Annotated in this window: 20 protein-coding genes, 1 other RNA gene and 2 pseudogenes; 14 read left to right on the top strand and 9 right to left on the bottom strand. The window is 74.4% G+C overall.

Features of this window, described 5'->3' with window-relative positions:
• Window positions 1–487 precede the first annotated feature (487 nt).
• From ACFYZF_RS27950 to ACFYZF_RS27940, 3 genes are all read right to left on the bottom strand, one after another.
• Window positions 488–1,729, bottom strand: a complete 1,242-nt coding sequence (locus ACFYZF_RS27950) for a hypothetical protein (RefSeq protein WP_387025726.1) — start codon at window positions 1,727–1,729, stop codon at window positions 488–490.
• Between the two features lie 353 nt (window positions 1,730–2,082).
• Window positions 2,083–2,280 (bottom strand): hypothetical protein, encoded by a 198-nt coding sequence (locus tag ACFYZF_RS27945; protein ID WP_387025724.1) that lies wholly within the window; start codon window positions 2,278–2,280, stop codon window positions 2,083–2,085.
• Between the two features lie 710 nt (window positions 2,281–2,990).
• A complete protein-coding gene (locus ACFYZF_RS27940; protein ID WP_387025722.1) occupies window positions 2,991–3,860 on the bottom strand; it encodes a hypothetical protein in 870 nt (289 codons plus the stop codon).
• Window positions 3,861–3,988: 128 nt separating this feature from the next.
• Between ACFYZF_RS27940 and ACFYZF_RS27935 the strand changes: the two genes are divergently transcribed.
• From ACFYZF_RS27935 to ACFYZF_RS27920, 4 genes are all read left to right on the top strand, one after another.
• A complete protein-coding gene (locus ACFYZF_RS27935) occupies window positions 3,989–5,746 on the top strand; it encodes a sigma-70 family RNA polymerase sigma factor (protein ID WP_387025720.1) in 1,758 nt (585 codons plus the stop codon).
• Between the two features lie 229 nt (window positions 5,747–5,975).
• The gene (locus ACFYZF_RS27930; RefSeq protein WP_387025718.1) at window positions 5,976–6,773 is read left to right on the top strand and encodes an alpha/beta fold hydrolase; all 798 of its coding nucleotides are present in this window, start codon (window positions 5,976–5,978) and stop codon (window positions 6,771–6,773) included.
• A 183-nt stretch (window positions 6,774–6,956) separates the two neighbouring features.
• On the top strand, window positions 6,957–7,508 hold the full coding sequence (locus tag ACFYZF_RS27925; protein WP_387025716.1) for a PadR family transcriptional regulator: 552 nt from the start codon (window positions 6,957–6,959) through the stop codon (window positions 7,506–7,508).
• A 315-nt stretch (window positions 7,509–7,823) separates the two neighbouring features.
• Window positions 7,824–9,029, top strand: coding sequence for a polysaccharide pyruvyl transferase family protein (locus ACFYZF_RS27920; RefSeq protein ID WP_387025714.1), 1,206 nt, complete (start codon window positions 7,824–7,826; stop codon window positions 9,027–9,029).
• On the opposite strand, the gene ACFYZF_RS27915 is transcribed toward ACFYZF_RS27920, so the two are convergent.
• A complete protein-coding gene (locus ACFYZF_RS27915; protein WP_387025712.1) occupies window positions 9,002–9,208 on the bottom strand; it encodes a hypothetical protein in 207 nt (68 codons plus the stop codon). The two genes, ACFYZF_RS27920 and ACFYZF_RS27915, sit on opposite strands and share 28 nt — an antisense overlap.
• A gap of 197 nt (window positions 9,209–9,405) precedes the next feature.
• Between ACFYZF_RS27915 and ACFYZF_RS27910 the strand changes: the two genes are divergently transcribed.
• Entirely contained in the window at window positions 9,406–9,927 is a 522-nt protein-coding gene (locus tag ACFYZF_RS27910; RefSeq protein ID WP_387025710.1) for a DinB family protein, read from the top strand.
• A 57-nt stretch (window positions 9,928–9,984) separates the two neighbouring features.
• On the opposite strand, the gene ACFYZF_RS27905 is transcribed toward ACFYZF_RS27910, so the two are convergent.
• A complete protein-coding gene (locus ACFYZF_RS27905; protein WP_387025708.1) occupies window positions 9,985–10,857 on the bottom strand; it encodes a carbohydrate kinase family protein in 873 nt (290 codons plus the stop codon).
• 170 nt (window positions 10,858–11,027) lie between these two features.
• Between ACFYZF_RS27905 and ACFYZF_RS27900 the strand changes: the two are divergent.
• The 3 genes and pseudogenes from ACFYZF_RS27900 to ACFYZF_RS27890 form a co-directional block, all read left to right on the top strand.
• A pseudogene (locus ACFYZF_RS27900) lies at window positions 11,028–11,222 on the top strand (hypothetical protein); the annotation flags it as partial.
• Between the two features lie 165 nt (window positions 11,223–11,387).
• Window positions 11,388–14,426, top strand: a pseudogene (locus ACFYZF_RS27895) (DEAD/DEAH box helicase); the annotation flags it as partial.
• Window positions 14,423–15,595 (top strand): SWIM zinc finger family protein, encoded by a 1,173-nt coding sequence (locus tag ACFYZF_RS27890; RefSeq protein ID WP_387025707.1) that lies wholly within the window; start codon window positions 14,423–14,425, stop codon window positions 15,593–15,595. The pseudogene ACFYZF_RS27895 and the gene ACFYZF_RS27890, both read left to right, overlap by 4 nt.
• Before the next feature lie 79 nt (window positions 15,596–15,674).
• Here the strand turns inward: ACFYZF_RS27890 and ACFYZF_RS27885 are convergent, their stop codons facing one another.
• On the bottom strand, window positions 15,675–15,932 hold the full coding sequence (locus tag ACFYZF_RS27885) for a DUF3040 domain-containing protein (protein WP_387025705.1): 258 nt from the start codon (window positions 15,930–15,932) through the stop codon (window positions 15,675–15,677).
• Window positions 15,933–17,169: 1,237 nt separating this feature from the next.
• Window positions 17,170–17,841 carry a bifunctional DNA primase/polymerase gene (locus ACFYZF_RS27880; protein WP_387025703.1) on the bottom strand — a complete coding sequence of 224 codons (672 nt, stop codon included), beginning with the start codon at window positions 17,839–17,841 and terminating at the stop codon, window positions 17,170–17,172.
• A 245-nt stretch (window positions 17,842–18,086) separates the two neighbouring features.
• Between ACFYZF_RS27880 and ACFYZF_RS27875 the strand changes: the two genes are divergently transcribed.
• The 5 genes from ACFYZF_RS27875 (at window position 18,087) to ACFYZF_RS27855 (ending at window position 22,933) form a co-directional block, all read left to right on the top strand.
• Entirely contained in the window at window positions 18,087–19,316 is a 1,230-nt protein-coding gene (locus tag ACFYZF_RS27875) for a helix-turn-helix domain-containing protein (RefSeq protein ID WP_387025701.1), read from the top strand.
• Window positions 19,317–19,333: 17 nt separating this feature from the next.
• Window positions 19,334–19,915 carry a flavoprotein gene (locus tag ACFYZF_RS27870; protein ID WP_387025731.1) on the top strand — a complete coding sequence of 194 codons (582 nt, stop codon included), beginning with the start codon at window positions 19,334–19,336 and terminating at the stop codon, window positions 19,913–19,915.
• Window positions 19,916–20,017: 102 nt separating this feature from the next.
• Window positions 20,018–20,983, top strand: a complete 966-nt coding sequence (locus tag ACFYZF_RS27865) for a Nif3-like dinuclear metal center hexameric protein (RefSeq protein WP_387025699.1) — start codon at window positions 20,018–20,020, stop codon at window positions 20,981–20,983.
• Entirely contained in the window at window positions 20,980–21,717 is a 738-nt protein-coding gene (locus ACFYZF_RS27860; protein ID WP_387025697.1) for a zinc ribbon domain-containing protein, read from the top strand. The genes ACFYZF_RS27865 and ACFYZF_RS27860 overlap by 4 nt, the downstream gene beginning before the upstream one ends.
• A gap of 4 nt (window positions 21,718–21,721) precedes the next feature.
• Window positions 21,722–22,933: a bifunctional RNase H/acid phosphatase gene (locus ACFYZF_RS27855; protein WP_387025695.1), complete on the top strand. Its 1,212-nt coding sequence runs from the start codon at window positions 21,722–21,724 to the stop codon at window positions 22,931–22,933.
• Window positions 22,934–23,056: 123 nt separating this feature from the next.
• Here ACFYZF_RS27855 and ACFYZF_RS27850 read toward each other — a convergent pair whose 3' ends face one another.
• Window positions 23,057–23,533 (bottom strand): MarR family winged helix-turn-helix transcriptional regulator, encoded by a 477-nt coding sequence (locus ACFYZF_RS27850; RefSeq protein ID WP_387025693.1) that lies wholly within the window; start codon window positions 23,531–23,533, stop codon window positions 23,057–23,059.
• Between the two features lie 191 nt (window positions 23,534–23,724).
• Window positions 23,725–24,486 carry a sulfite exporter TauE/SafE family protein gene (locus tag ACFYZF_RS27845; RefSeq protein WP_387025691.1) on the bottom strand — a complete coding sequence of 254 codons (762 nt, stop codon included), beginning with the start codon at window positions 24,484–24,486 and terminating at the stop codon, window positions 23,725–23,727.
• A 195-nt stretch (window positions 24,487–24,681) separates the two neighbouring features.
• Here ACFYZF_RS27845 and rnpB point away from each other — a divergent pair.
• Window positions 24,682–25,098: RNase P RNA component class A (gene rnpB, locus ACFYZF_RS27840), an RNA gene on the top strand.
• Window positions 25,099–25,257: the final 159 nt, after the last annotated feature.

Raw genomic sequence — 25,257 nt, 5'->3', positions numbered from 1 at the left:
TTGGTCGACTGCTGTCTTACCGGGAGCCTCGTCCTATGTCGACACGGGCTCCCCGCACCCACCGTGACCAGCACCATCACGATGGAAAAGCCTCACTGGTGCAGGTGACCGCTAACGGGTTGTGGTCTATCACCCCCGCCGAGCGAGAAGCGCATCGCCCGCTGACCGAGGCCGTCCCCACAAGCGAAGCCGGCCGTCCTTTCGGGGACGGCCGGCTTCTGCATGATCGGGCTACTCGCAGCGATCCTCGGCGCCACGCCCGTACCCTCGCAACAAGCCGCCCGATGCGCACCTGCCCGCCACGCCGCACGTCGAGGTCGGCGGTGCTGCCACTGTGGCGGGTTACCTGCGCCATCTCCACCGAGAATCGAATGATCGGCGTGGTGAGCGCCGCCCGCCCGGTTGCTGCTAGAAGAGCGAAGGGCGGGATGGGAGAACATCCCGCCCTTCTACGTCAACTGCCCTCACGGGCCAGTGGAGGACAAAATCAGACAGCGGGCGTCTCGTCGCCGGGGATCATCGGGACCGCGCGGCGGCGCCGGGCGAGGAGCAACATGATGCCGCCACCCGCCACCATGGCGAGACCGGTGCCGGCGATCAGCCCGGTCTGCGACCCGGTGATCGGCAAACCGCCACCCCCGCCACCGCCACCCCCGCCGCCGTCCCCGCCACCCCCGCCGCTGGCGGCGACCACGACGGCGAACCCGTCCTGGTTGTCGCTGTCGTCCACATCGGCTGCGCGTACGGCGACAGCGTTCGCCGGCAGTTCGGTACGCTCCGGGCCGGAGCGGGGGTCCGTGCGCTCGGTCAAGCCCTCGACCTGCACAGTCCCGCCCTTCAACGTGGCGGGTGCCTTGGTGGAGGCCGACACCGTCACCAGATTGTGCAGCTCGACAGCGGAGTGAATGCTGTCATTTGGGTCGGTGTCCTGGCCGGTCGGTATGAGCGCGAGCCTGTCGTAGGTGCAAACCGCCGACCGTCTGTCGTTGCCGACCGCACATTCCCTCGGCGGTCGGGCGAACGTCACACCCTTGGGCAGGCGCAGCGTGACCTTGACGCCGCTGACCGCCTTCCGGCCCTGGTTGACGACCCGGTACCGCACCGCGCCCGTCTCACCCGGGTTCAACGTCCCGGTGAGTTCGAGCCCGCCACCCGCACCGACCCGCGCCGACTTCTTCACGTCCGGTGCCACCACCGACAGGTCGGCCTCGGGATCGTCGACCAACTTGAGCGTGAACCATTTGCTGGCACTGGGTCGCATGCTGTCCTCACCCCAGGCCATGCCTGCCTCGACCTGGAACCTTCCTTCGTAAGGCTCCTGGCTCTCGTGGATGTGAATGTCAATAGGAAATTCTACTGTCCCGCCGGGAGCAGGCATCAGATCCGGAAGCACGCTCGATTCGATACGGCAGTACCATCCCGCAGCGTCGCCGTCGCACTCGCCGGAGCCACCGCCCTCCGGCCACGCGAGTGAGGCCTTGTCCGCCCAGTCCAGTTCCAAGGGGCGGACGTAGAAAAGGATCTCCCTCGGGGTCTTGTCGGTCAGATTGGTGAATTTCAGGTGGACCCTCTTCTTGTTGACCCCCAGCGGAATCGTCGTACCGGTCAGATCGAACGTGAACTTCGCGCCCGGTTCCGCTGAGGCGGGACCAGCAGGGGTAGCCATCCCGGCAAGGAGGAGCAGCGCAGCGGCGACTGTTCGCGACAGCCATCGATGACCAAAGGCCATGGCAGAACCCTTCAAGTTAGCGGACAGTGTGGTTGGGGACACTATCCGCTATGGGCTCGCACCGGTATCCTCCGCTCACCCACACCACCTGGGCGAGGGCTGAATCGGGGTTGGCCGGCCTACCCACTCGGCGGGAGGATGCCCCAGGTAGTGACCAGCAGGACCACCCACACCCTGACCTGCGACCTGTGGCCCCGCAAAACCACCGCCACCGGTGCACACGACCTGAGGGAATGGGCGGCCCCAGACGGCGGCGACCATTCGGACGGCAGGACGGCGGATGGGTGCCACCCGGAGGGCCGCTCACGTTCCCGCCGCCCAGTGGACCGCAGGCGACGTAGCTGTCAGATCACCTACTCGCAGCGGTCCTCGGCACCGCGCCCGTACGGCTCGCAGCAACCAGGGCGGTGCCGGTACACCCTGACCTGCCCGCCGTGGCGCCCGTCCAGGCCGGTGGTGCGCTCGTACAGGCACGCCTGCCACACCACAGTCTCACCGGCACCGGCCACCACCTGGCCGTCACCGGGGCCACCACGCAGCAACACCCTCACCTCGGCGACGCTACCCGCGAGCACCGGCGTGACGTCATGACTTCCGCAACAGCAGAAGCCGTCTCCCTCGCTCGCGGGTGAGCGGCTTCGTCGGAGTTCAGTGGTTGCAGTAGGTGTGCTCGTACCGGGTGTCCTTCGTGTCGCCGTCGGAGCCGCCATTGTTGTCGGCGTACCAGAGGATCCCGGTGCTGGTGATCTCCTTCACGTAGTGGTTTCCGGTGATGTGTTTGTGGCCCCGCTGCCACGAAGGTGACTCAGCCCCAGCCCCCGTGTTGATCTCAATCCAGTCGCCAGGGTCGCAGCCACCCCCGGCGTGCGCAGGCGTGGGCAGCGGCAGCAGTACGAGAGACGCGGCGGCGGCGACGGCGACAGCAGTACGGGCGGCTAACCGATGCTTCATGGGCACCCCTCAACGTTGGCGGATGTTAATAGGCAAACATCACGGCCCAACGCTTTTGAACGAAGCGTCGGCACCTTGACAAAGCTGGTTCCGCCACCGCCACGCCAACTGAAGGCATCCCGCGCCGGCCGTCGGCGCGCGCCTCGTCGAGCACCGCGATCGGGCCGTACCCGTAGTCGACCGGGCGGCCGTGGCCGTCGCACTTCGGCATGCCCAGCAATTCCTCGGAGAACTCGCGTTGCGCGAGGGCGGGCCGAGTGGCGGTGGTCCCGCGCCGGACGCCCGGCGCGGGACCACGGATACCTGCCGGTCAGCTCGCGCAGACGGCGTACGCGCGCACCTTCCAGGTGTCGCTGAAGCCGTTCTCGTCCTCCGCGGCGCGGACGGTGACGACAGTCGAGGACGTGGCCCGCATCTCGGTCAGGCGCACCTCGCCCTCGCCGCCGAGGATCTCGCCGCCCACCCCGTGCACGCGCGTGCCGGCGGGGCAGGTGGCCGTGACCGACTGGGTGGCGGTGGAGCTGTAGACGCTGTCGTCGATCACGCGCTGCTCGCCGGGCAGCGGGTCGGCGCAGATCGCCGTGGCGTCCAGCCACCACGTGCCGGCGAAGCCGGTGCCGTCCTCGGCGCCCGCCACCACGACGCTGTTCTGGTTGATGCGTAGATCCTCGAGGACGATCTCGCTGTTCGACGCCCCGACGACCGCGCCGCCGACCCCGATGGCGTGCTTGCCGGCCGGGCAGGACTTCTCGAACCAGTTCGACGTGCCGAGGCTGGGCGCCGAACTGCCGGAGACGGTCACCAGGCCCGGAGGCAACGGGGCGCACACCGCGTTGGCCGTGACCGCCCAGTTGCCGGACACGCCGTTCTCGTCCTCACGTCCGGTCACCGAGTACGCGTCCGAGCCCACCAGCGGCACCATGATGTCCATGCCGACCTGCCCGAGGCCGGAACCGGTGATCGCGCCGCCACCGCCGATGACCTTGGTGCCGGCCGGACAGGTCGCGTTCTGCGACTTCGCGACGCTGTTGCTGGGGCCGGTCGTCGTCTTGAAGCTCAGACCGGGCACCGCCGCGACCGGTCCGGTGAGGGCCACCTGGCCGAGCACGAGTGCGCTCAGCACGCCCCCGCCCACGGCGATCCGACGCGACCAACGGTTCCGGTTCAATCCTTCTCGCATGGTGTCTTCCTCTTTCTAGGGGTGCTCGACACCGGTAGGAGCGCGGTCGGGTCGGGATGCCAACAGAAAGTCCCGAAGAAAAAAATTCGCGGCTTTACTGGCACGGTCGACGAGCAGCGGGGGACACGATGGACACGGCGGCACAGGACGACATCGCGCTGGTCGAGGCGGTGCGTCGCGGCGATCGGGCCGGGCTGGAGGGCATGTACCGGCGGTACGCCGACCGGCTGTACACGTACGCCCGGACCATGCTGCGCGAGCCGGAGGCCGCCGCGGACGCCGTCCACGACGCGTTCCTCACCGCCAGCCAGCGCATCGACCAGCTCCGCGAGCCCGACCGGCTGCGCTCCTGGCTGTACGCGATCGTGCGCAACGAGTGCCTCCGGCAGCTCCGGCAGCGGTCCCGCTCCCTGCCACTGGAGGAGGCCGACGAGCCGGTGGCCGACACCGCCGACCCGGCCACGGGCGTCAACGCCGAGCAGGTACGCGACCTGGTGCACGCCGCGGCCGACGCGCTGAACCCGGGCGACCGTGAGGTGGTCCACCTGGCCATCCGGCACGACCTGTCCTCCGCCGACATCGGCGCGGCCCTCGGGGTGCCCGCCAACCACGCGCACGCCCGCCTGTCGCGCGCCCGCACCCAGCTCGAACGGGCGCTGGGGGCGCTGCTGGTAGCCCGTACCGGGGCCCGGGACTGCCCCACCCTCGCCGACCTGATCGACGGCTGGCAGGGTCGGCTCACCCCGACCCTGCGCAAGCGGGTCTCGCGGCACATCGAGAACTGCGCGGTGTGCGGGCTGCTCCGGCGGGAACAGCTCAGCCCGGCCGCGCTGCTGTCGGCGTACACGGCACCGGCCTTCCTGGTCGTCGCCGACACGGTGTGGCCGAGGCTGGCCGAGGTCTGCGTGACCGACGTCCTCGCCGCCCCGGCGTCCGACGCGGCGGGTGCGGTTCCGGCCGGCCCCGCGTCCGACGTGGCAGCCGATCCGGCGGGTGCGGTTCCGGCCGACCCAACGGCCGGTTTGGCGCCAGCGGCCGACGAACCCTCCGGATCCGGCGATGCCGGGCCGGCGGGCGGCCCGGCCGACGGGTCCACTCCAGCGGCTGGGGACGCGACGGCGTCCCCGGGCGGTGCGGCGGCGGTGCCGCGCGGAACGACGCACGCCGTGCGGGCGACCTCGCGGGCGGACCGCGACCGGAACCGTCGGCGGTTGGCCGCGACCGTGGCTCTGCTGATCCTCATCGCCGTGTCCGGCACCTGGGCACTGGCCCGCAGTGGCCCGACCGCCGCGCGGGACGGCGCCGGCCAACCGGTGTCCGAAGTGCTCGGTCAGCCGGCCGGGGAGCCGGTGGCACCCCCCGCCGCGCCGCTGCCGTCCGGCACGGCCACGGAGGCCGACCCGCCGGCTCCGGCCGGCACCGGCGGTGCGACCTCCGGCCCCGTCGCCGGGCCGGCGGACGGCGACGGGGTCGTCCGGACCGATGCGCCCGCCGCGCCCGATGTCGTGCCGGGTGGCACCGCACCGGCACCGACCGTGGCACCGAGCAGACCACCGACCGTGCCCCGGCCGACCGCCGCGCCGCAGATCGCCGCGCCGTTCACGGTCTCCGCCACCGCGCGGGTGCGGTGCGGTGCGGAGACGTACAGCCTCGCGGTGCAGGCCACCGGCAGTGCCACGCTCGGCGGCGCCGAGGTTCGCTGGACACCTGCCGGCGGCCGCACGTCGACCCGGGCCACGACGGTGGACGGCTCCGCCGGACGGGTGACCGTCGGAGGGCTGCGCGCGTCGGCGCTGACCTGGTCGGTACGGGCGACCGCGGCGGACGGCCGCACGGCGCAGAGCCCGACCTACACGGTCACCGACCCGTGCGTCCGGCCGGGATAGGAGGAATTCCGGCGGGCGTCATCACTGCCCTCGGCGACCGCGTCGGCGGAGGCCCGCACCCGGACGCCCGCGGTGGCTTACCCCCGTCGTCCTGGCCGACCCCGGCCTTCCAGGGCGGCCGGCGGCCCCTGGGCGTCGTCGTGGGGTGGGCCGGGGGCGATCCACGCCTGGATTTCGTACGGCTGGTGTTGGATCGGGGCGAGTGGCCGGACGAGCCGGAGGTGCCCTGGTGAGCTACGCGGAGGTCAACGGCCTGCGGCTGTGGTACGAGGTGCACGGCTCCGGCCGCCCGCTGGTGCTGCTGCACGGCGGGTACGGCGCGGTGGAGATGTTCGCACCGGTCCTGCCCGCCCTCGCCGGGCGCCGCCGGGTGGTCGCGGTCGACCTTCAGGGCCACGGCCGCACCGCCGACGTCGACCGCCCGCTGCGGTACGAGTCGATGGCCGACGACGTCGCCGCGCTGATCCGCCACCTCGGCCTCGGGGAGACCGACGTGCTGGGCTACTCGCTGGGCGGCGGCGTGGCCCTGCGGGTCGCGATCCAGCACCCGGACCTGGTGCGCCGGTTGGTGGTGGTCTCCGCCCCCTGCCGACGGCAGGGCTGGTACCCGGAGGTGCTGGCCGCGATGGGCGCCCAGGACGAGCGGACAGGCGAGCGGATGCGGGGCACCCCGCCGCACGAGCTGTACGCCCGGGTGGCCCCGCGCCCGCAGGACTGGCCGGCGCTCTGGGCCAAGACCGGCGATCTGCTCCGCCGCGAGTACGACTGGTCGGCCGAGGTGGCCGCCCTGGCCCTGCCCACCCTGCTGGTCTTCGCCGACGCCGACTCGATCCCGGTCGGCCACGTGGCGGAGTTCTTCGGGCTGCTCGGAGGCGGCCACCGTGACGCCGGCTGGGACGGTACCGACCGTCCCGCGTCGCGCCTGGCCGTGCTGCCCGGCCTCACCCACTACGACATCGTCGCCTCGCCGGCGCTGCCGGCCGCGGTGATCCCGTTCCTCACCACCCAGGTCCGCGAGCCGGCCTGACCGGTGCCGGCTTGACCGGTGCTGGCTCGACCGGTGCTGGCTTGACCGATGCCAGCCTGATCGGGGCCGGCCTGATCGGGGCCGGCCTGACCGGGGCCGGCGTCGGGCGTCGAGTACGGCGGCGAGGTCCCCGGCCCGGATCCGAGGTTGCGATTGGACGTATACGTCTATTAGGTTGTCCCGGTGCCCCTGGACGCCTCCCGGAACAGCCTGGTGCTGCCGCTGCTCGGGCTCCTCGTCGAGCAGCCGTCGCACGCCTACGACCTCACGACACGCCTACGCGACCGGTACGGACACGTGTCGGTGACCCGCAGCACCCTCACGTCCCTGTTGAAGGCGCTGGAGCGGGCCGGCCTGGTCGCCGCCCGCGTCCCCGAGCGGGTGGGAAACCGGCCGCCGCGTACGGCCTACGAGGTGACCGAGGCGGGTCTGACGGACTTCAGCCGCAGGGTCGTGGAGGGGCTCAGCGACGCCCAGGTCGCCTCCCCGGACTTCGTCATGGCAGTGGCCTACCTGGGGATCCTCCCGGCCGACGACGCGGCGTCGATCCTGGACGACCGTGCTGCCCGCCTCGGCCAGCGGCTGACGGCCCTGCGGCAGGAGCCCGCCGGGGTGCCCGAGGTGTACATGCTCGAAGCCGCCTACTGGCGCAACGTCGTCGCCGCCGAGGCGGGCTGGATCAGGATCCTGGCGGCGCGGATCCGGTCGCGCGACATCGACTGGCCGACCGAGTAGCCCGGCGGGGCCAGGGAGGACCGACGCATGAAGTTCGGCACGCCGCGCGCCGGGCAGGGGCAGCGGGACTCACTGTCCGACATGCTCGACGTGATCCTCGCCCGCCGGGAAGCCCCTGCGCCCAGCGGATGAGCAACCGGTCGGCCCGGTGAGCAAGCCGGTCTTCCCGCCCGGACGGCTGACCGTCCCAGGTGTGCCCCCGGACCCAGCGGGAACCCTGCCCGGACGCACACACCGGGAACCGGACGCGCACCGGCAGGCCGGACGCACGGACTCAGACCGGGAGGCCGGACGCATACCGGGAGGAGCGAGGCGATGGGGGACCGCACCACGCTGACGATCGGCGTGCTGGGCTCGTACGGTGGCCGCAACCTCGGCGACGAGGCGATCCTGACCGGCCTCCTGGCCGACCTGCGTTCGCACGAGCCGCACGCGCGGATCATCGTCTTCTCCCGGAACCCGGAGCACACCGCCCGGGCCCACCCCGACGTGGAGGCGGTGCCCTGGGAGGGGGTCAGCCGGGTCGACTCGGCGCAGGTGCTGGCCGAGCTGGACCTGCTGATCCTCGGCGGCGGCGGCATCCTCTACGACCGGGAGGCCCGCCGCTACCTGCGGGTGGTCCGGGTCGCCCAGGAGCGGGGCCTGCCCCTGCTCACGTACGCGGTGGGGGTGGGGCCGCTCAGCGACGGAGTGGACACGGGGATGGTCCGGGAGACCCTGGCCGGCGCCACCGAGGTGACCGTGCGGGACCAGGAGTCCCGGATGGTGCTGGAGGAGGCCGGGCTGATCAACCCGATCACGGTGACCGCCGACCCGGCGTTCCTGCTGGAGCCCGAGGAGTTCCCCGAGCGGTTCCTGCGTGAGGAGGGGGTGCCGGCCGGCCGGCGACTGGTCGGGCTCAGCGTCCGGGAACCGGGCCGGGCCGCCGAGCGGCTCGACGTCGACGGCTACCACCGGCTGATCGCCCAGATCGCCGACTTCCTGATCCACCGGATCGACGCGTACGTGCTCTTCGTGCCCATGGAACGCGACGACATCCGGCACTCGCACGGCGTGATGTCGCACATGACCGCCGCCGAGCGGGGGCGCATCCTGCACGGCGACTACTCACCCCGGCAGGTGCTCGGGCTGATGCGGCACTTCGACCTCGCCGTCGGCATGCGGCTGCACTTCCTGATCTTCGCCGCGATGGTCGGCACCCCGTTCCTGCCTCTGCCGTACGCGGGGAAGGTCTTCGACCTGGCCCAGCGCCTCGGCGTGCCGGCGCTGCGTGGCGTGGAGCGGGAGGTGGAGGGGCCGCTGCTGGCCGAGGTGGACCGGTTGTGGGACGAGCGGGAGGCCCGCGCCGCGCAGACGGCCCGCCGGGTGGCCGAGGTCTGCGACCAGGCCCGGGGCACGTCGCAGGTGACCGGCGCGGTGCTGGAGAGCCTGCGCTCGGCGCGGCTGCCGGGCCGGGCTGACGGCCGGCTTCGGCCGACCGGGGTACCCGGGGGTCAGACGGCCGAACCCCGCCACCGGTAGAGCCACCCCTGGCCGCCCTCGGCCACCGATTCCAACTCGTAGATCTCGGCCTCGGCCAGCCCGTGCTCGCCGAGGTGGTGGTGGGTCAACGGCGGACGGCCGTTGCTGTCCAGCTCGACCGTGACCGCCTGCCCGTCGGCGGTGCCGCCCGCCAGCGGGATCTCCTCCGTTGCTGCCATGCGTCCAATCCTGCCGGGGCGACCGCCGGCCCGCAGGAGATCCCCGCCCGCGCACTCGGTCTGCGCCGCGTTCGCGGGGGCGGGCGAGATCTTGGTAGGAAACGGCCCCTCCGGGGGCCGAAATCTTCCAAGATCTGCCGCTGGGAGGTGCGGTGAGCGGGGCAGTGTGATCGGGTGGTGACCGTTAGGGTCGGGAGATGGCGGAGATCGCGATCGACCCCACCCTCGGGCCGGTGCTGGCCCGCACCGGCGACGAGCGCGCCGTGCTCGAATCCTTCCTCGACTTCCACCGCGCGACCGTGACGCGCAAGCTGCGTGGCCTCAGCGACGCCGACGCCCGGCGCCGGCTGGTGCCCTCCCTCACCACCCTCGCCGGCCTGGTGAAGCACCTGACGCTGGTCGAGCGGAACTGGTTCCCCTACCTGCTCGCCCCGGAGCCCGGCGACGTCCCTCCGACCACCGAGGAGGAGGCGGCGGCGAGCTTCACCCTCGACGACGCCGACACGGTGCAGTCCCTCCTGGCCGGCTACGAGCGGGCCTGCGCCCGGTCCCGCGCGGTCGCCGCGCGCTTCGACCTCGACCATGTGGTGCCGCACCCGCAGCTCGGCGAGGTTTCCCTGCGCTGGATCCTGACGCACCTGGTGGAGGAGACCGCCCGGCACGCCGGCCACGCCGACATCCTGCGCGAGCTGACCGACGGCTCCACCGGGGCGGTCTGACCACCGGCGCCACCCGGCCGGCCGGGTGGCGCGCCCACCTCGGCCGGGCCGGGCCGCTCACCCGAGCGGCAGTAGCCCCGGCGGGTACTCCATGCCGTCGTGCGTGCAGGCCGCCGCGGCGACCCGGGCCGCGTACGCCGCCGCCCCGGCCAGCCCCGCGCCGCGCAGCCGGGCGGCGACCAGGCCGGCCGCGAACGCGTCCCCGGCGCCGTTGGTGTCGACCACCGGCCCCGGCGGCCCGGCGGCGGGCACCCGGGCGGGCGGCCCGTCGGCGACGAAGAGTTCCGCGCCGTCCGCGCCCCGGGTGACCACGGTGGTCCGGGGCGCCAGCGCGGCGGCGACCGCCCCGGCCCGCTCCCCGAGCCGGACGCCACTGACGAAGACCAGGTCGGCCACGTCGGCGAACGGGAGGTGGTACGGATTGTCGCCGTCCCAGTCGTGCAGGTCGGTGGAGAGGCCGATTCCGGCCGGCAGCCCGGCGCGCAGCGCGGGCAGCAGGGGCGGCACCCAGTCCATGATCGAAACGTGCACGTGCGCCGCGTCCCGGGCCAGCGCGGTCAGCCGCTCCGGCGCGAACGGCGGCGGCCCCTGCCACGGGCGGGGGTCGTAGAGCGACATCCGCCGGCCGGCCGGGTCCACCAGGTTCACCGACTGGCGGGTTCCGGCGGGGGCCACGGCCAGCACCGTGTGCACCCCGGCCCGGTCCAGCGCGGCCCGGACCACCTCGCCCGCCGGGTCGGCGCCGAGCACGTCGACGACCGCCACCCGTAGGCCGAGGGCGCGGGCGGCCAGCGCCACCCCGGCACCGGTGTTGCCAACCCGCAGGTCGATCGGGGGGACGGTGAGCGAGTCGGCGGCCGGCAGCGGAAGCTGTGGCACGCGTACCCGCAGGTCCACCCCCAGCCCGCCGAGCACGAGAAGATCGAACATGGGGCCCACGGTAACGGCGGGGCTCGCTCCAGCGGTGTCGGCCCGGGCTGTGCCGGCGCGCCCGCCGCCCGGGAACACAACCAACGAAACCCAGACGGCGCCGGGCGTTGTCCCGATCCGGTCCGGCGGCGCCCGGCTATTCTCGGTGGTCGTCGGTCGGAGGGGGACAGGTGCTGGTCATCCACGGGGCGTGGCTGCCCGGCTCGGGGCTCGCCGTCTGGGCCGAGGACACCGCCCTGCCGGCGCGGGCGCCCCGCCGCCCCGGCCGGGCCCCCCGTGAGCGGCCCCACCCGTTCGCCGCCGATCCCGCCGCCCTGGCCGCCGCCCTCGACCCCGCCGACCCGCAGGCCGACGTCCCGCCGCCCGCCCGCCGGGCCGCCGCCGGCCCAGGAACGGACAGCCCAGGAACGGACAGCCCGGGGACGGACAGCCCGGGGACGGACGGGCCGGCGACCGCGGGCCCCGAGAGCACAGGGTCGGCGGCCATCGGCCGGCCGCCCGGCGCGCCGGGGACGACCGGGCCGGGGACCGCCGAGGCCGGGTCGGTGCTGCTGCGCCTGCCCACCCGGGCGGGCTCGCCGGTCGACTCGCCGGAGCTGGTTCGGACCGCCGTCGCCGAGCCGGTCCGCGGGTCGGTCACGCTCGCCGGCTGGCGCGCCCCCGCCCTCCGGTACGCCCCGGCGGACGCGCTCGCGCTGCTGCGCGCTGCCGGCGACTACGCCGGGGTGCCCGGCGCCACCCTTCGGCACCTGGCCGAGCTGGCCGAGTTCGCCGCCGACCTGGTCCGCCGGGGCCGCGTCCTGCCCGGAGTCGCCCCGTCGTGGCCCGAGGACGACGCCACCGGGTCCCCGGTGGCGCGGGCGGACCCGGCATCGTTCCGCCCGGCCGGCGCCGCGACGCGGGCCCGGCGCCGGCCCGCCCGGCCCGGGGCGGTCGCGGCGCGGGCGGTGTGGCGGCCGTTGCTCACCGGTGCCGACGCGGCCTGGGCCCGGTCGCTCGCCCTGGCCCTCCCGCCGGCCGCCCGGGCCGCCGGCGACCTGCCCCCCGGAGACCTGGTCGCCGACGCCCTCGACGCGCTGACCGACGCCGCAGCCCGGGCCGCCCTCACCCGCACCACGCCGACCCGGGGCGGCCGGCCGGCCGGCGCGGTGCCGGCCTGGCTGGCCGCGTTGACGGGGCCGGCCGGGGAGTTCACCGCCGAGCCGGGGGCCCTCGCGGCGTTGCGCGCCGAGCTGGACGACTGGCAGCGGGACGCGGCCGGCGGCGCGGTCCGGGCCAGCTTCCGCCTGGTGGAGCCGGCAGCCGACCCGATCGGTGATGCCTTGACCGACCCGCTCGGCGACGTGCCGGCCGGGGCCCATGACCTGCGGGAGGCGGTGGCCGACCAGGCCGGGACGCTCCCCGACGCCGCCCGCTGGCGGGTCGAGTTCGGGCTCCAGGCCGCCGACGAGCCGAGCCTGATCGTCGACGCCGGGCAGGTCTGGCGGTCCCCGCACACCGTGCCCGCCCTCGCCGGCCGGCTGGACTCCCCGCAGGAGATCCTGCTCGCCGAGCTGGGCCGGGCCAGCCGGCTCTGGCCGGAGCTGGACACCGCGCTGCGGACGGCCACCCCGGAGGCCCTGGAGCTGGACGTCGAGGGCGCGCACCGGTTCCTGCGCGACGGCGCTCCGGTGCTGCACGCCGCCGGCTTCGGGGTGCTGCTGCCGTCCTGGTGGCGGCGGCCCTCGTCCCGGCTGGGGGCCCGGTTGCAGGCCCGCAGCCGCACCGCGCCGGGCACCGTGGTGGCAGCCGACGGCGGGTTCGGCCTGGACGCGCTGGTCGACTACCGGTGGGAGGTGGCCCTCGGCGACGAGCCGCTCACCGCCGAGGAGCTGGCCGCGTTGGCGGAGCTGAAGACGCCGCTGGTCCGGCTGCGGGGGCGCTGGGTGGAGCTGGACCCGGGGCGGCTCGCCGCCGGGCTGCGGATGCTCCGCTCGGCCGGTGAGCTGACCGTGGCCGACCTGCTCCGGCTCGGCCTCGCCGACGCGGACTCCGACGACGCGCTCCCGGTGCTGGAGGTGACCGCCGACGGGGCGCTCGGCGAGCTGCTCTCCGGGCAGGCCGAGCGGCGGCTCACCCCGCTGGACCCGCCGCCGACGTTCACCGGGACGCTCCGGCCGTACCAGCGGCGAGGCCTGGCCTGGCTGGCGTTCCTCCAGTCGCTCGGCCTCGGCGGGGTGCTCGCCGACGACATGGGGCTGGGCAAGACGGTGCAGCTGCTGGCCCTGATCGCCGGGGACCCGCCGACCGCCGGGCCGACCCTGCTGGTCTGCCCGATGTCGCTGGTCGGCAACTGGCAGCGGGAGGCCGCCCGGTTCGCCCCGACGCTGCGCGTACACGTGCACCACGGTGCCGACCGGGCGCGCCGGGAGGGGTTCGCCGCGGTCGTGCACGCGGCGGACCTGGTCCTCACCACCTACTCGGTGGCCACCCGCGACGCGGTCGAGCTGGCCGGGATCGACTGGCACCGGTTGGTGGTGGACGAGGCGCAGGCCATCAAGAACGCCGCCACCCGGCAGGCGGAGGCGGTCCGGTCGCTGCCAGCCCGGCACCGGGTGGCGGTCACCGGCACGCCGGTGGAGAACCGGCTCGCCGACCTGTGGTCCATCATGCAGTTCGCCAACCCCGGCCTGCTCGGCCCGGCCGCCAGCTTCAAGAAGGCGTACGCCGAGCCGATCGAGCGGCACGGCGACGCCGAGGCCGCCGAGCGGCTGCGCCGGATGACCGGCCCCTTCGTGCTGCGCCGACTCAAGACCGACTCGTCGATCATCTCCGATCTGCCCGAGAAGCTGGAGATGGAGGTGCTGTGCAACCTCACCGCCGAACAGGCGTCGCTCTACCGGGCGGTGGTCGATGACATGCTGGCCCGCATCGAGTCCAGCGACGGCATCGAGCGGCGCGGCCTGGTGCTGTCGGCGATGACCCGGCTCAAGCAGGTCTGCAACCACCCCGCCCAGCTCCTGCGTGACGGGTCCGCGCTGGCCGGCCGGTCCGGCAAGCTGGCCCGGCTGGAGGAGATCCTCGACGAGGTGCTCGCGGCGGGGGAGCGGGCCCTGCTGTTCACCCAGTACGCCGAGTTCGGCGGGATGCTGCGTGGGCACCTCTCCGCCCGGTTCGGCCGGGAGGTGCTCTTCCTGCACGGCGGGGTGGGCAAGGCCGACCGGGACGCGATGGTGACCCGGTTCCAGTCCGCCGACGGGCCGCCGCTGTTCGTGCTCAGCCTCAAGGCCGGCGGCACCGGGCTGACCCTCACCGCGGCCAACCACGTGGTCCACGTCGACCGGTGGTGGAACCCCGCCGTCGAGGACCAGGCCACCGACCGGGCGTTCCGGATCGGCCAGCGCCGGAGGGTGCAGGTCCGCAAGTTCGTCTGCGCCGGCACGGTGGAGGAGAAGGTGGCCGCGATGATCGCCGAGAAGCGGAGCCTCGCCGCGTCCGTGGTGGGCTCCGGGGAGCAGTGGGTGACCGAGCTGTCCACCGAGCGGCTGCGCGAGCTGTTCGCGCTGGAGGCCGGGGCGGTGGCCGAGTGACCGGGCCGCCGCCGGACGGGTCGGCGTCGACCGGCCGGTTCGCCGACTACGGCCGGCCGCGCCGGGTGGACGGCGGACTGCGCGCCCGCAGCACCCGGGGCGCGATCGGCCGGTCCTGGTGGTCCCGCCGGTTCCTGGAGGTGCTGGAGTCGTTCGCGTTGGGCACCCGGCTCACCCGGGGCCGGTCGTACGCGCGGGCTGGCCAGGTGCTCAGCCTCGACGTCGCCCCCGGCGTGGTGACCGCGCGGGTGCAGGGCTCCCGGCCCGGGCCGTACCGGGTGCGGATCGCGTTGGAGCCGTTCCCGGCGGCGCTGTGGGACCGGATCGAGGCGGAGCTGGCGGCGCAGGCGTTCTTCAGCGCCCGACTGCTCGCCGGCGACCTCCCCGCCGAGTTGGAGGAGCTGTGCGCCGGCGTCGGGGCGCCGCTGTTCCCCGCCGGGGTCGATGAGCTGGCCCAGCGGTGCGACTGCCCCGACTTCGCCGTCCCGTGCAAGCACCTCGCGGCGGCGTTCTACCTGCTCGCGGAGGCGTTCGACGCGGACCCGTTCGAGCTGCTGCACTGGCGGGGACGGCGTCGGGCGGAGCTGCTGGACCGGCTGCGCGACCTGCGCGCCGCCGCCACGGCTGGCGACCGCGCGGAGCCGGCCGCCGGCGCTGCCGGTGCCACGGCGGGCGATCGGCGCGCTCCGAGGGCAGGCCGGGTGCCCGCGCGATCCACCCCGGACGGCCCCGGTCGGGTGCCCGCTTGGTCCACCCCGGACGGCTCCGGTCGGGTGCCCGCTTGGTCCACCCCGGACGGCCCCGGTCGGGAACCCACGTCGTCCACCCCGGCGGTTGCCGGCGGCGGGCCCGGATCGCCGTCCACGAGGGACGATGGTGGCCGGGTCGCGCCGGCCGTCGGCGCGGCTCGGGCACTCGCCGCGCTGCCCCCGGCACCGCTGGACGAGGCCGTCGACCGGTTCTGGGTGCCTCCGGTGCCGCTGCCGGACCGGCCACCGACCCTGTCGACCGGCCCGGACCTGCTGCTGCGGCAGCTCGGCGCGCCCGCGCCCGCGCTCGGCGGGCCGGGCCTGCTGGAACGGCTGCGCCGGGCGTACCGGGAGTTCGGCCAAGCCCGCCCGGAGGCGGGCCGGGCACCGGCGTCGGGGGCCCGTCCGACGACGCGATGACGGATCCCGGCCGGCGGCGGACCATCCGGCGGGGAGGGTCCGGGCCGCGGTCCACGTCGGACCGGCGGCCGGGCCGGCGTCACAGCCAGCGGCGGCGGAACCGCCACATGAGCCCGGCGTTGGCCAGCAGTACCACCGCGAAGATCGCCCCGGCCAGCCCGCCGGCCAGCACGGTCGCCGCCGGCAGCGAGGCCCACAGCACGATGGTCAACAGCATCAGGTACCGGCCGCGGTGGGCCCGGGCCCGGTGTTCCAGGCGGGCGAAGAACTCCGGATCGCTCTCCCGGAGCTGACGGGTGATCTGTTCGAACCTGCGCTGATCCTCTTTGCTGAGCATGGCGGTGCCTTCCCCTCACGCGTTCAGCGGTTCGGCGGCATACCCGCTGCGGCGGCGGCTCACGCGCTCCTCCTGCTGCTACTTTCGACAGGCCGCCGGGCGGGAGCGGCCGTCGACGTCCCGCCGGTGGTCCGTCCACCGCTGCCGGAGCGCGGTTCCCCGGGTCGTGGCCGCCTGAGCGCAGCCTTGCTCCCGGCTCAAGTTTCCCTGTGCCGTGTGGAACAGCGCACCTCGCGCCGGGACGGTGCGAAACGGCACGTCCGGGCCCGCCCGGTGCGTGTTCGTCCTGCTCCGGACGTCGCCCCCGGCAGCAGTCGAAACGGACCCTCCGCCGATGGTGTTGAGCGCCGCCTCAAATGCCTCCACCGGGCTGGTTCGGCGTGTCTTGAAGGCCCTTCCCCCCGGTCACCTTCCGTGGCAACTCCGCCAGCGGTAACCGCCGCACCCCGCCGCACCCCCGGGCGCAGCCGCGCCGGCGTTCGACGAAAACGGAATTGGCACATGGGGGTCGCCGACGCGTACGCCACGGCGGCGGTGGCGATGGGGTGGCCGGCATCGGCTGGCTCGACCGCCTCCCGGGCCACCTGCACGCGGTCATCACGGACGACGCCCGCTGCCTGCACTCCCTCCCCCGCCTCCGCCTCCTCCCCGACCCCTCTCCCTCTCCCCGACTGACGGACCTGCACCCCGCCGCTCGCCGTGATCATGCACTCGCGGCCCCCGGGATGGGGCTTTCGTCCCGGTGTGACCGGGCCCGAACTGCAAGATCGCGGAGGGCGGGGTGGTCGGGGGTGGGGGCGGGGCGGGGTGGTCAGGGGTGGGGGGTCGGGGGGGGTCAGCCGGCGGGGCGGCGGGTGCCGGCCGGGTGGGCGCCTCCGGGGCGGGGGCGGCCGGGGCGAGAGCCGGCCGGGCGGGTCGGCGGCCAGCGGTGCCCGCGTCGGTGGTGCGGCGGCGGTTCCGCGCCGTCTGGCCGGCGTGCCGCGTCATCCCTGCTGGACATCACACCCCCGCTCGGGGCGCTGTCGCCCCCTCGTCCGGGTCAACGACGTCCCGGGGCGCGGGGACGCTGCCCGGTGCGCGTCGGCTCCCTGACAGGCGCGCCCGCCCGCGTCGGGCCGGTGGCGGACGGTCCACAGCGGCGTCGGCCGCGGCAGGGGTGTGGCGGGACCGGTCGCAACGGCCACGGCGTGTGACTACCTGACGGTGTCCGCCGCGCCGAGGGTGTGGCGGGGCGGGTTCACCAGCCGCGTCGTGGCAGTGGCAGGTGGCCGGGGAGCAACTCGGGGGTGAGCGTCACGCCGGTGGCCCGCAGCGCGTCGACCAGCACGTTCTGCACCAGGTAGGAGTCCGGGAGCTGCCAGCGCGCCTGTTCCGGGGCGACCGCCCAGCGGACCGTGCCCTCCGGCAGCCGGGTCGGTGGCGCCGGGATCCACGAGCCGACGCCGTGCCGGACCACGTGGAAGCAGTGCTCCAGCTCCGGGCGTAGCGGGTCGCCGGGACGGACCAGGAACATCCAACGCCCGGTCGGCGTCACCATCACCGGGCCGCGGACCCCGACGCCGGCCGGATGGTTCCCGACCACGTCGAGCACTTCCCGCCCGAGGTGGGCCGGCACCTCCAGGACGTCGAACGCCCGCCCGGTGGGCAGCAGTACGCCGTACGGGCGGCTGCGCCACCAGGTCGCGACCCGCGCCGCGTCGGTGCTGGCCGCCCGATCCCAGTCCTCCAGGGCGGGATGACAGCCGACGGTGGGACAGCCGGCCCGACCGCACACGAAGCGGCTGCGGGCCAGGCACGCGCCGGGCGTCACCTCCCAGCCGTGGACGGCGTAGCGGACGGCGACCCGGCGCAGCCGGACCCGTTCCAGCGGCGACAGCTGCGCGACCCGCGGCCCGACGTTCCCCCACATGCCTACGAACTCCTCTCGCCCGGACCGGTAGGTGCCAGGTCGCTTGTCGAGCGCCGTCACTGCCGTAACCCGCGTTCGTTGACTTGACGGAACGGCTGATGCAACTTGCACGAAAGCTAAGAGCGCTGACCACACGGCCGACGTACAGGCTGTGCGACCAGCGAAAACTTGAAAACGAACGGACCATCGATCCGTCCGTACGGTCGCCGCCGAGGCCAACCGGCCCGGCCAGGGGAGGAATGGACATGGACGAGTTACCCATAGGTCGGCGGGTGGCGTACTGGCGCGGCCGGCGCAAGATGTCCCAGCAGGTCTTCGCCGACCGGCTCGGCAAGTCCAAGAGCTGGGTGGACAAGGTCGAGCGCGGGGTGCGCCGGCTGGACAAGTTCTCCGTCCTCTACGAGATCGCCTACATTCTCGAGGTCGACGTTCAGTTGCTGCTCGGCAAGGACCCGGAGCGGCGTACCGACGTGCTCAACTGCATCGACCCGGTCGAGGTCCAGGAGATCCGGGCGGCCCTGGAGCGGTACGACTCGATGAGCGCCTACTTCGACGCCGCCCCGTTCCCGCCGCCGCTGACGGACATGCGCAAGGCGGTCAACCACGCCTGGCTGACCTACCAGTACGGCCGCTACGGGATGCTCATCCGGGCGCTGCCGAAGCTGCTGCGCGACGCCCAGGCCGCGGACGCCGGCCACGACGGCGACCAGGCCCGCGATGCCGCCCACCTGCTCGGCCAGGTGTACCAGATCGCCTCCTCGGTGCTGCGCAAGCTCGGCGAGTGCGACCTGGCCTGGCTGGCCGCCGACCGGTCGATGGCGGTCGCCCAGCGGGCCGACGACCAACTCCTCGCCGGGATCGCCACCACCCGGGTCTGCAACGCGATGGTCGCCATGGGGCGGGCCCGTTCCGCGCTGGAGCTCAACGTCAACATCGCCAACCGGCTGGCCCCCGGCGGCGGCAACGACGCCACCCCGGACCGGCTCTCCGTCTACGGGATACTGCTGCTCCAAGGCGCGATGGCCGCTGCCCGGCTCGGCGACTCGGCGACCGTGGACGACCTGATCAACGGCGCCCAGGAGGCGGCCGTCCTGCTCGGCGGCGACCAGAACCACTACTGGACCTCCTTCGGCCCGACGAACGTCGAGCTGCACCGGGCCGCCGCCGCGGTGGAGCTGGGCGACGGGGGGCGGGCGGTGGAGGTGCACCACCAGCGCATCCCCGAGTCGTCCTTCAACGGCCTGCTCCCCGAGCGCCGGGCCCACCATCTGCTCGACATCGCCCGGGGCATGGCCCAGATCGGCGACGTGGCCACCGCCGGGGAGATGCTGCTGCGCGGCGACCGGCTCGCGCCCTCGGAGATCCGCTGCCGCCCCATCGCCCACGAAGTGATGTCGGACGTCCTGCGTCGCACACGGGGTGCGCCGCCTCCGCCGATTGCGGAGTTGGCTGAGCACATGGGAGTGGGAGTATGAGTGCGGCGGGGGTCGGTATGCACGGCCCGCACCGCGGCAGCGAGCGCCAAGGGGTGCTCTACGTCATCGCCTGCGGGTCGCCGCTGGCCGGTCACGTCGGCCGGCTGGTCGAGCTGGCCCAGCAGGACGGCCGGGAGGTCTGCGTTGTCGTCACGCCGGACGGCGGGAAGTTCGTCGACCGGCCGGCGCTGGCCCGGCAGACCGGCCATCCGGTCCGCAGCCGGTACAAGGACCCGGGTGACCCGGACGTGCTGCCGCCGGCCGACGCGATGATCGTCTGCCCGGCCACGGTCAATACGGTCAACAAGTGGGCGGCCGGGATCACCGACACCCTCGCCCTGGGCCTGCTGGTCGAGGCGCAGGGCAAGGGGGTGCCGATCGTGGCGGTGCCGTTCACCAACGCCGCGATGGCCGGGCACCCGGCCTTCCGGGCCAGCCTGGCCCGGCTCGCCGAGTGGGGGGTGGACGTGATCTTCGGCGAGCACGTCGTGCCGCTGCATCCACCCGGTGCAGGCGAGCGCCACCTGCACGCGTTCCCGTGGGGCGCCGGCCTGGCGGCGCTCCGCGACCGGCGCTGCCCGGTCACCCCAGCCGCCTGATCGAGGAGCAGGGCCCCCTTGCCGACGGATTCCGTTGCACCCGGGGGCCCTGTCCACCGCCGCGACCCTGACCTACGGCGCGCGCCGGTAGAGTGGCCCGCCGTGAGCACAACCCCGACACCGCCGACGGTGGCCGACGTGGTGGCGACGCTGCACCGGCACTACCCGCCGGCCTGGGCCGAGGACTGGGACCGGGTCGGGCTGGTGCTCGGCGAGCCGACCGCCGAGGTCCGCCGGGTGGCCTGCGTCGTCGACGTCGTCCCCGAGACCGTCGCCGAGGCCCTCGCCGCCGGGGCGGACATGATCGTCGCCCACCACCCGCTGCTGCTGCGCGGGGTCTCCTCCGTCGCCCCGACGACGTACAAGGGGCGGATCGTCCACCAACTGATCAAAGCCGATGTGGCGCTCCTCGTCGCGCACACCAACGCCGACGTGGCCGATCCCGGCGTCTCCGACGCGCTGGCGGCCCGCTTCGGGCTGACCGGGCTGCGCCCGCTGCACCCCCCGGCCCCGGGCACCCCGGCCGCCGGCGCGGGCCGGGGGATCGGCCGGATCGGCGAGCTGCCCCGGCCGATGAGCCTCGCCGAGCTGACCCGGTACGCCGCCGCCGTGCTGCCCGCCACCGCCTGGGGCGTCCGCGCCGCCGGCGACCCGGCGCGGACGGTGCGTACCCTTGCGGTCAGCGGCGGCTCGGGGGACGCCTTCCTCGGCGCGGCCACCGCGGCCGGCGTCGACGCCTACCTCACCGCCGACCTGCGCCACCACCCCGCCGGCGAGCACCTCGCCGCCGGCGGCCCGGCTCTGCTCGACGCCGCCCACTGGGCGACCGAACGACCCTGGCTGGACGCCCTGGCCGCCCTCCTTCGGGCAGAGCTGGGCGTCGAGACCATGGTGTCCGACCTGGACACCGACCCGTGGACGGTGCACGCCGCCGCGCCCGGCGTCGGCTCGGCACCCGCCGACCCCGCCACCACCGACCCCGCGCCCGGCGGCGCCGCCCCGGTATCCGCCGCCGACCCCGATTCCGACCCCGCCCCCGCCGCGGACGACAAGGAGCCCAGACCGTGAAGGCTGACCCCAAGGTCCAGCGCCGCCTGCTCGACCTCCAGGCGATCGACACCTCCCTCGCCCAGCTCGCCCACCGCCGCCGTTCCCTGCCCGAGCGGGCGGAGCTGGAGGGCCTCGCGCGGGAGCTGTCCGCGCTGGAGGACGAGCGGGTCCGCGCCCAGGTCGCCGTCGACGACCTGGACCGGGACATCGCCCGGCTGGAGAAGGATGTCGAGCAGGTCCGGGCCCGCAAGAGCAAGGACGAGGTGCGGCTCGCCGCCGGCACCGGACCGGCCCGGGAACTGGAGGCGCTCCAGCACGAGCTGGTCTCGCTGAACCGCCGGCAGGGCGACCTGGAGGACGCCGAGCTGGAGCTGATGGAGCAGCGGGAGACCGCGCAGGGGGTGCTCGACGACATCGAGCGGCGGGCGGCCGAGGCGCGGGAGCGGCGGGCCGCGGCCGAGCAGCGTCGCGACGAGGCCCTCGCCGAGATCGCCAAGGAGGAGGAGTTCAAGCGGACCGCCCGCCAGCCCCTCGCCGGCGACCTGCCGGGCGAACTGGTCACCCTCTACGACAAGATCCGCGAGGACAGCGGCCTAGGCGCGGCCCTGCTCACCGGTGCCCGCTGCGGCGGCTGCCGGCTGGACCTCTCCGGCGCCGACATTGCCCGCATCCGCAAGGCCGCCCCGGACGAGGTGGTCCGCTGCGAGGAGTGCCGCCGGATCATGGTCCGCACCAACGAGTCCGGGCTGTAGGCGCGTGGCGGTGCGCGCGGTTGTCATCGAGGCCGACGGCGGGTCCCGGGGCAACCCCGGCCCGGCCGGCTACGGCGCGGTGGTCCGGGACCCGGCCAGCGGCGAGGTGCTGGCCGAGCGGTCCGAGGCGATCGGCACCGCCACCAACAACGTCGCCGAGTACCGCGGGCTGATCGCCGGCCTGGAGGCCGCCGCCGAACTGGGCGCGGCCGAGGTCGACGCCCGGATGGACTCCAAACTGGTGGTCGAGCAGATGTGCGGGCGCTGGCAGATCAAGCACCCGGGGCTGCGTCCGCTCGCCGCGCAGGCGGCGGCCCTGGTCGGCCGGTTCGCCGCGGTGCGCTTCCAGTGGATCCCGCGGGAACGCAACCGGCACGCCGACGCCCTCGCCAACGCGGCGATGGACGCCGCTGCCGGCAAGCCGGCCCGCACCGCCGCGGCGGCGGCGATCGTCGAGCCGCCGCGCGAGGTGGCCGCCCCGGACTCGCCCGGCCGGGCCCGTGCCCGCGAGGCAGCCGCCCGCGCCGCCACCCGGGGGGCCGGCTCCGACCCGGCCACCATCCCCGCGTCCTGGGAACCGCAGCCCAGCGACACCGCCACCCGGCTGATCCTGGTCCGGCACGGCGAGACCGAGTTCACCGAGCAGCGCCGCTACTCCGGCCGGGGCGATGTGCCGCTGTCCGCGCGGGGCCGGGCCCAGGTGCGGGCCACGGCCGCCCGGGTGGCCGCCCTCGCCCCGTCCGTCGCGGCCGTGGTCAGCTCGCCCCTGTCCCGGTGTACGGCGACCGCCGAGGCGATCGCCGGGGCGCTCGGTGACGTCCCGGTACGCACGGCCGGCGACCTGATCGAGTGCGACTTCGGCGCATGGGAGGGGCGCACCTTCGCCGAGGTACGCGCCGGCTGGCCGGGGGAGCTGGACGCCTGGCTCGCCTCCACCCGCGTCGCCCCACCGGACGGCGAGTCGTTCACCGAGGTCGCCGCACGGACGACCCGGATCACGGACGCGCTGATCGAGGCGTACCCCGGGGAGACCGTGGTGGTGGTCTCGCACGTCTCGCCGATCAAGCTGGTGCTGCGCGACGCCCTCAGCGCCGACGACGCGTTCCTGCACCGGCTCTACCTCGACGCGGCCGGCATCTCCGTCCTGGACCGCTGGCCCGACGGCGGCCTGGCGGTCCGCTCGATCAACGACACCGCCCACCTCCCCACCCCCTAACCCCACCCCGCGCACTTTCACGGAAAGAGTGGCCATTTCTCGGCGAATGGCCACTCTTTCTCAGTTTTCGCGCGGGGTTTCCAGGTCGACCTGGGGCCCTTCCGTGTGCCCGCCCGGCCGGGATCAGCGGCGGGTGTGGTTCTCCAGGGCCTCGTTGAGCCGGGCGAGCATGTCGGCGAGGGTGCCCCGGTCCCCGGGCGTCCAGTCGGCGAGGATGTCCCCGTAGAGCCGGGTGCGGGCCGCCCGCACGGCGTCCATCCGGTGCAGCCCGGCCGGGGTGGGAGAGATGACCGTGCCCCGGCCGTCGGTCGGGTCGGGGGACCGGGAGATCAGGGCATCCCGCTGCATCGCCGAGACCTGCCGGGTGACCGTGGAGCCGTCGAGGTTGAGCCGGGCGGCCAGCGCCGATACGTTCTGCGGCCCGGCCACGGCCAGGTGCCGCAGGATCACGTACGCCGCCCGGTCCAGCACCCGGTGCTCGGCGGTGCCGGTGGCCCGTCGGGTCGCCTCACCGAGGCGCATCAGCATCGCCACCTCGGTCTCGATCCGCGCGAGGGCGGTCTCGTCCGGCCCGCTTCCCGTGGGGTGGTCGTCGCTCATGATTGTATGATACAACCGAATTATTTGCATGATGCAGCTATCTGGGGGCGGAGTGGATCGGCGGTCTACCTGGCCTTCGCCCGGGTGATGGCCGCCGGCTCCGGCAAGCCCCCCGGTCGCGGGCTCACCACGGCGCGCCCCGTTCCCCGGGCGGCACCGGGGAGCGGGCTCAGCTTCCCCGGGGGGCGGGCTCAGCGCAGTGCGCGCCAGAGCAGGTACAGGCCGATGCCGGTGCCGAACACCACGATCAGGGTCTTCAGCACCACGGGCGGCAGCCGGCGGACCAGCCGCGCGCCCGCGTACCCGCCGGCCAGGGTCGCCGGGGCGACCACCGCGACGGCGGCCCAGTTGATCGGGCCGAACAGCGCGAAGACCACCAGCGTGGTCAGCCCCACCGTGGCGGACAGCAGGTTCTTGACCGCCGACACCCGGGCCAGCGTCGCGTCCAGCACCAGGGCCAGGCCGGCCACCAGCATCACCCCCAGCGCCGCGCCGAAGTAGCCGCCGTACACCGCGCCGACCGCGACCATGGCCTGCACCGTCACGGTACGACGGCGCGGCGTCAGGTCGGCCGGGTGCCCGACGAGGCGGCGCAGCGGATCCTGGAACGCGAGCACGGCGGTGGCCCCGAGCACCAGGAACGGCACCGTCAGCTCGAACGCCCGTGCCGGGGTGGCCAGCAGCAGCAGGCAGCCGACGATCGCGCCGACGACGGCGGTCGGCAGCAGCAGCCACAGCGACCGCCCGCGCGGCAGGTCCGTCCGGCTGCCCGCCACGCTGGCCACGTAACCGGGGAAGACCGACACGGAGTTGCTCACGTTCGCCGGAATCGGCGGCAGGCCGATCGCGATCAGGGCCGGGAAGGTGATCAGCGAACCGCCCCCGGCCACCGCGTTCACCGTGCCCGCGGCGAGACCGGCGGTGACCAGGAGCGCGGCGTTGGAGAGATCCACGATCCCCGAGGCTAGTCGTACGGCCACCCCGGCCCGCGCCGACCGTCGTGCCGGCGGGCTCCTGACTCACTCTCCGAAGGCGTACGCCGGGCCGGGCATCGTGACGGATCGGCACCCCCTGAGTGAAGGCGGAAGCTCACCGACGGGTGCGCAATAGACGCGGACGCCACGTCGTTAGGATGGGTGAGCGACGGACGAGTCGACCGGGCGGTCGCGTCGACGGGCTCCGGCCCGTCGCCGAGGAACGTCCGGACTCCACAGGGCAGGGTGGTTGTTAACGGCAACCCGGGGCGACCCGCGGGACAGTGCCACAGAAAACAGACCGCCGACCCCAACGGGGACGGTAAGGGTGAAACGGTGGGGTAAGAGCCCACCAGCATCCCGGGTGACCGGGATGGCTCGGTAAACCCCACCCGGAGCAAGGCCAAAATGGGCCATCACCGCAAGGTGACGGCCCAGCGCAGACGCTTGAGGGCTGCCCGCCCGATGTCTGTGGGTAGGCCGCACGAGCCTGCCGGCGACGGTAGGCCTAGATGGATGACCGCCGCTGGCGCGGACCCCGCGAGGGGTACGCGCCGGGCACAGAATCCGGCGTACAGGTCGACTCGTCCGTCGCCCACCAGCTCAGAGCCCTGATCAAGGCTCTGAGCTGGTTCTTTGTCTGGTGCCGTTGGTTGACTTTGGTCATCGTTGGGCGGCATTTGACGGCCCGGTGACGGCCCAGACGGCCCAGAGACGGCCCAGGATTCCTTGACTCCCCAATCAGTTGAT

The sequence above is a fragment of the Micromonospora sp. NPDC001898 genome (genome assembly GCF_042891255.1).
GTDB lineage: Bacteria > Actinomycetota > Actinomycetes > Mycobacteriales > Micromonosporaceae > Micromonospora.
This window is presented reverse-complemented; position numbering and strand designations above follow the sequence as displayed.

What these genes read in the sequence shown, in the direction of transcription:
- ACFYZF_RS27915 (WP_387025712.1), bottom strand. Translation starts at nt 9,208, where the DNA reads ATGGCAGCAACGGAGGAGATCCCGCTGGCGGGCGGCACCGCCGACGGG.
- ACFYZF_RS27950 (WP_387025726.1), bottom strand. Translation starts at nt 1,729, where the DNA reads ATGGCCTTTGGTCATCGATGGCTGTCGCGAACAGTCGCCGCTGCGCTG.
- ACFYZF_RS27935 (WP_387025720.1), top strand. Translation starts at nt 3,989, where the DNA reads ATGGACACGGCGGCACAGGACGACATCGCGCTGGTCGAGGCGGTGCGT.
- ACFYZF_RS27905 (WP_387025708.1), bottom strand. Translation starts at nt 10,857, where the DNA reads ATGTTCGATCTTCTCGTGCTCGGCGGGCTGGGGGTGGACCTGCGGGTA.
- ACFYZF_RS27880 (WP_387025703.1), bottom strand. Translation starts at nt 17,841, where the DNA reads ATGTGGGGGAACGTCGGGCCGCGGGTCGCGCAGCTGTCGCCGCTGGAA.
- ACFYZF_RS27875 (WP_387025701.1), top strand. Translation starts at nt 18,087, where the DNA reads ATGGACGAGTTACCCATAGGTCGGCGGGTGGCGTACTGGCGCGGCCGG.
- ACFYZF_RS27885 (WP_387025705.1), bottom strand. Translation starts at nt 15,932, where the DNA reads ATGCTCAGCAAAGAGGATCAGCGCAGGTTCGAACAGATCACCCGTCAG.
- ACFYZF_RS27920 (WP_387025714.1), top strand. Translation starts at nt 7,824, where the DNA reads ATGGGGGACCGCACCACGCTGACGATCGGCGTGCTGGGCTCGTACGGT.
- ACFYZF_RS27870 (WP_387025731.1), top strand. Translation starts at nt 19,334, where the DNA reads ATGCACGGCCCGCACCGCGGCAGCGAGCGCCAAGGGGTGCTCTACGTC.
- ACFYZF_RS27850 (WP_387025693.1), bottom strand. Translation starts at nt 23,533, where the DNA reads ATGAGCGACGACCACCCCACGGGAAGCGGGCCGGACGAGACCGCCCTC.
- ACFYZF_RS27940 (WP_387025722.1), bottom strand. Translation starts at nt 3,860, where the DNA reads ATGCGAGAAGGATTGAACCGGAACCGTTGGTCGCGTCGGATCGCCGTG.
- ACFYZF_RS27910 (WP_387025710.1), top strand. Translation starts at nt 9,406, where the DNA reads ATGGCGGAGATCGCGATCGACCCCACCCTCGGGCCGGTGCTGGCCCGC.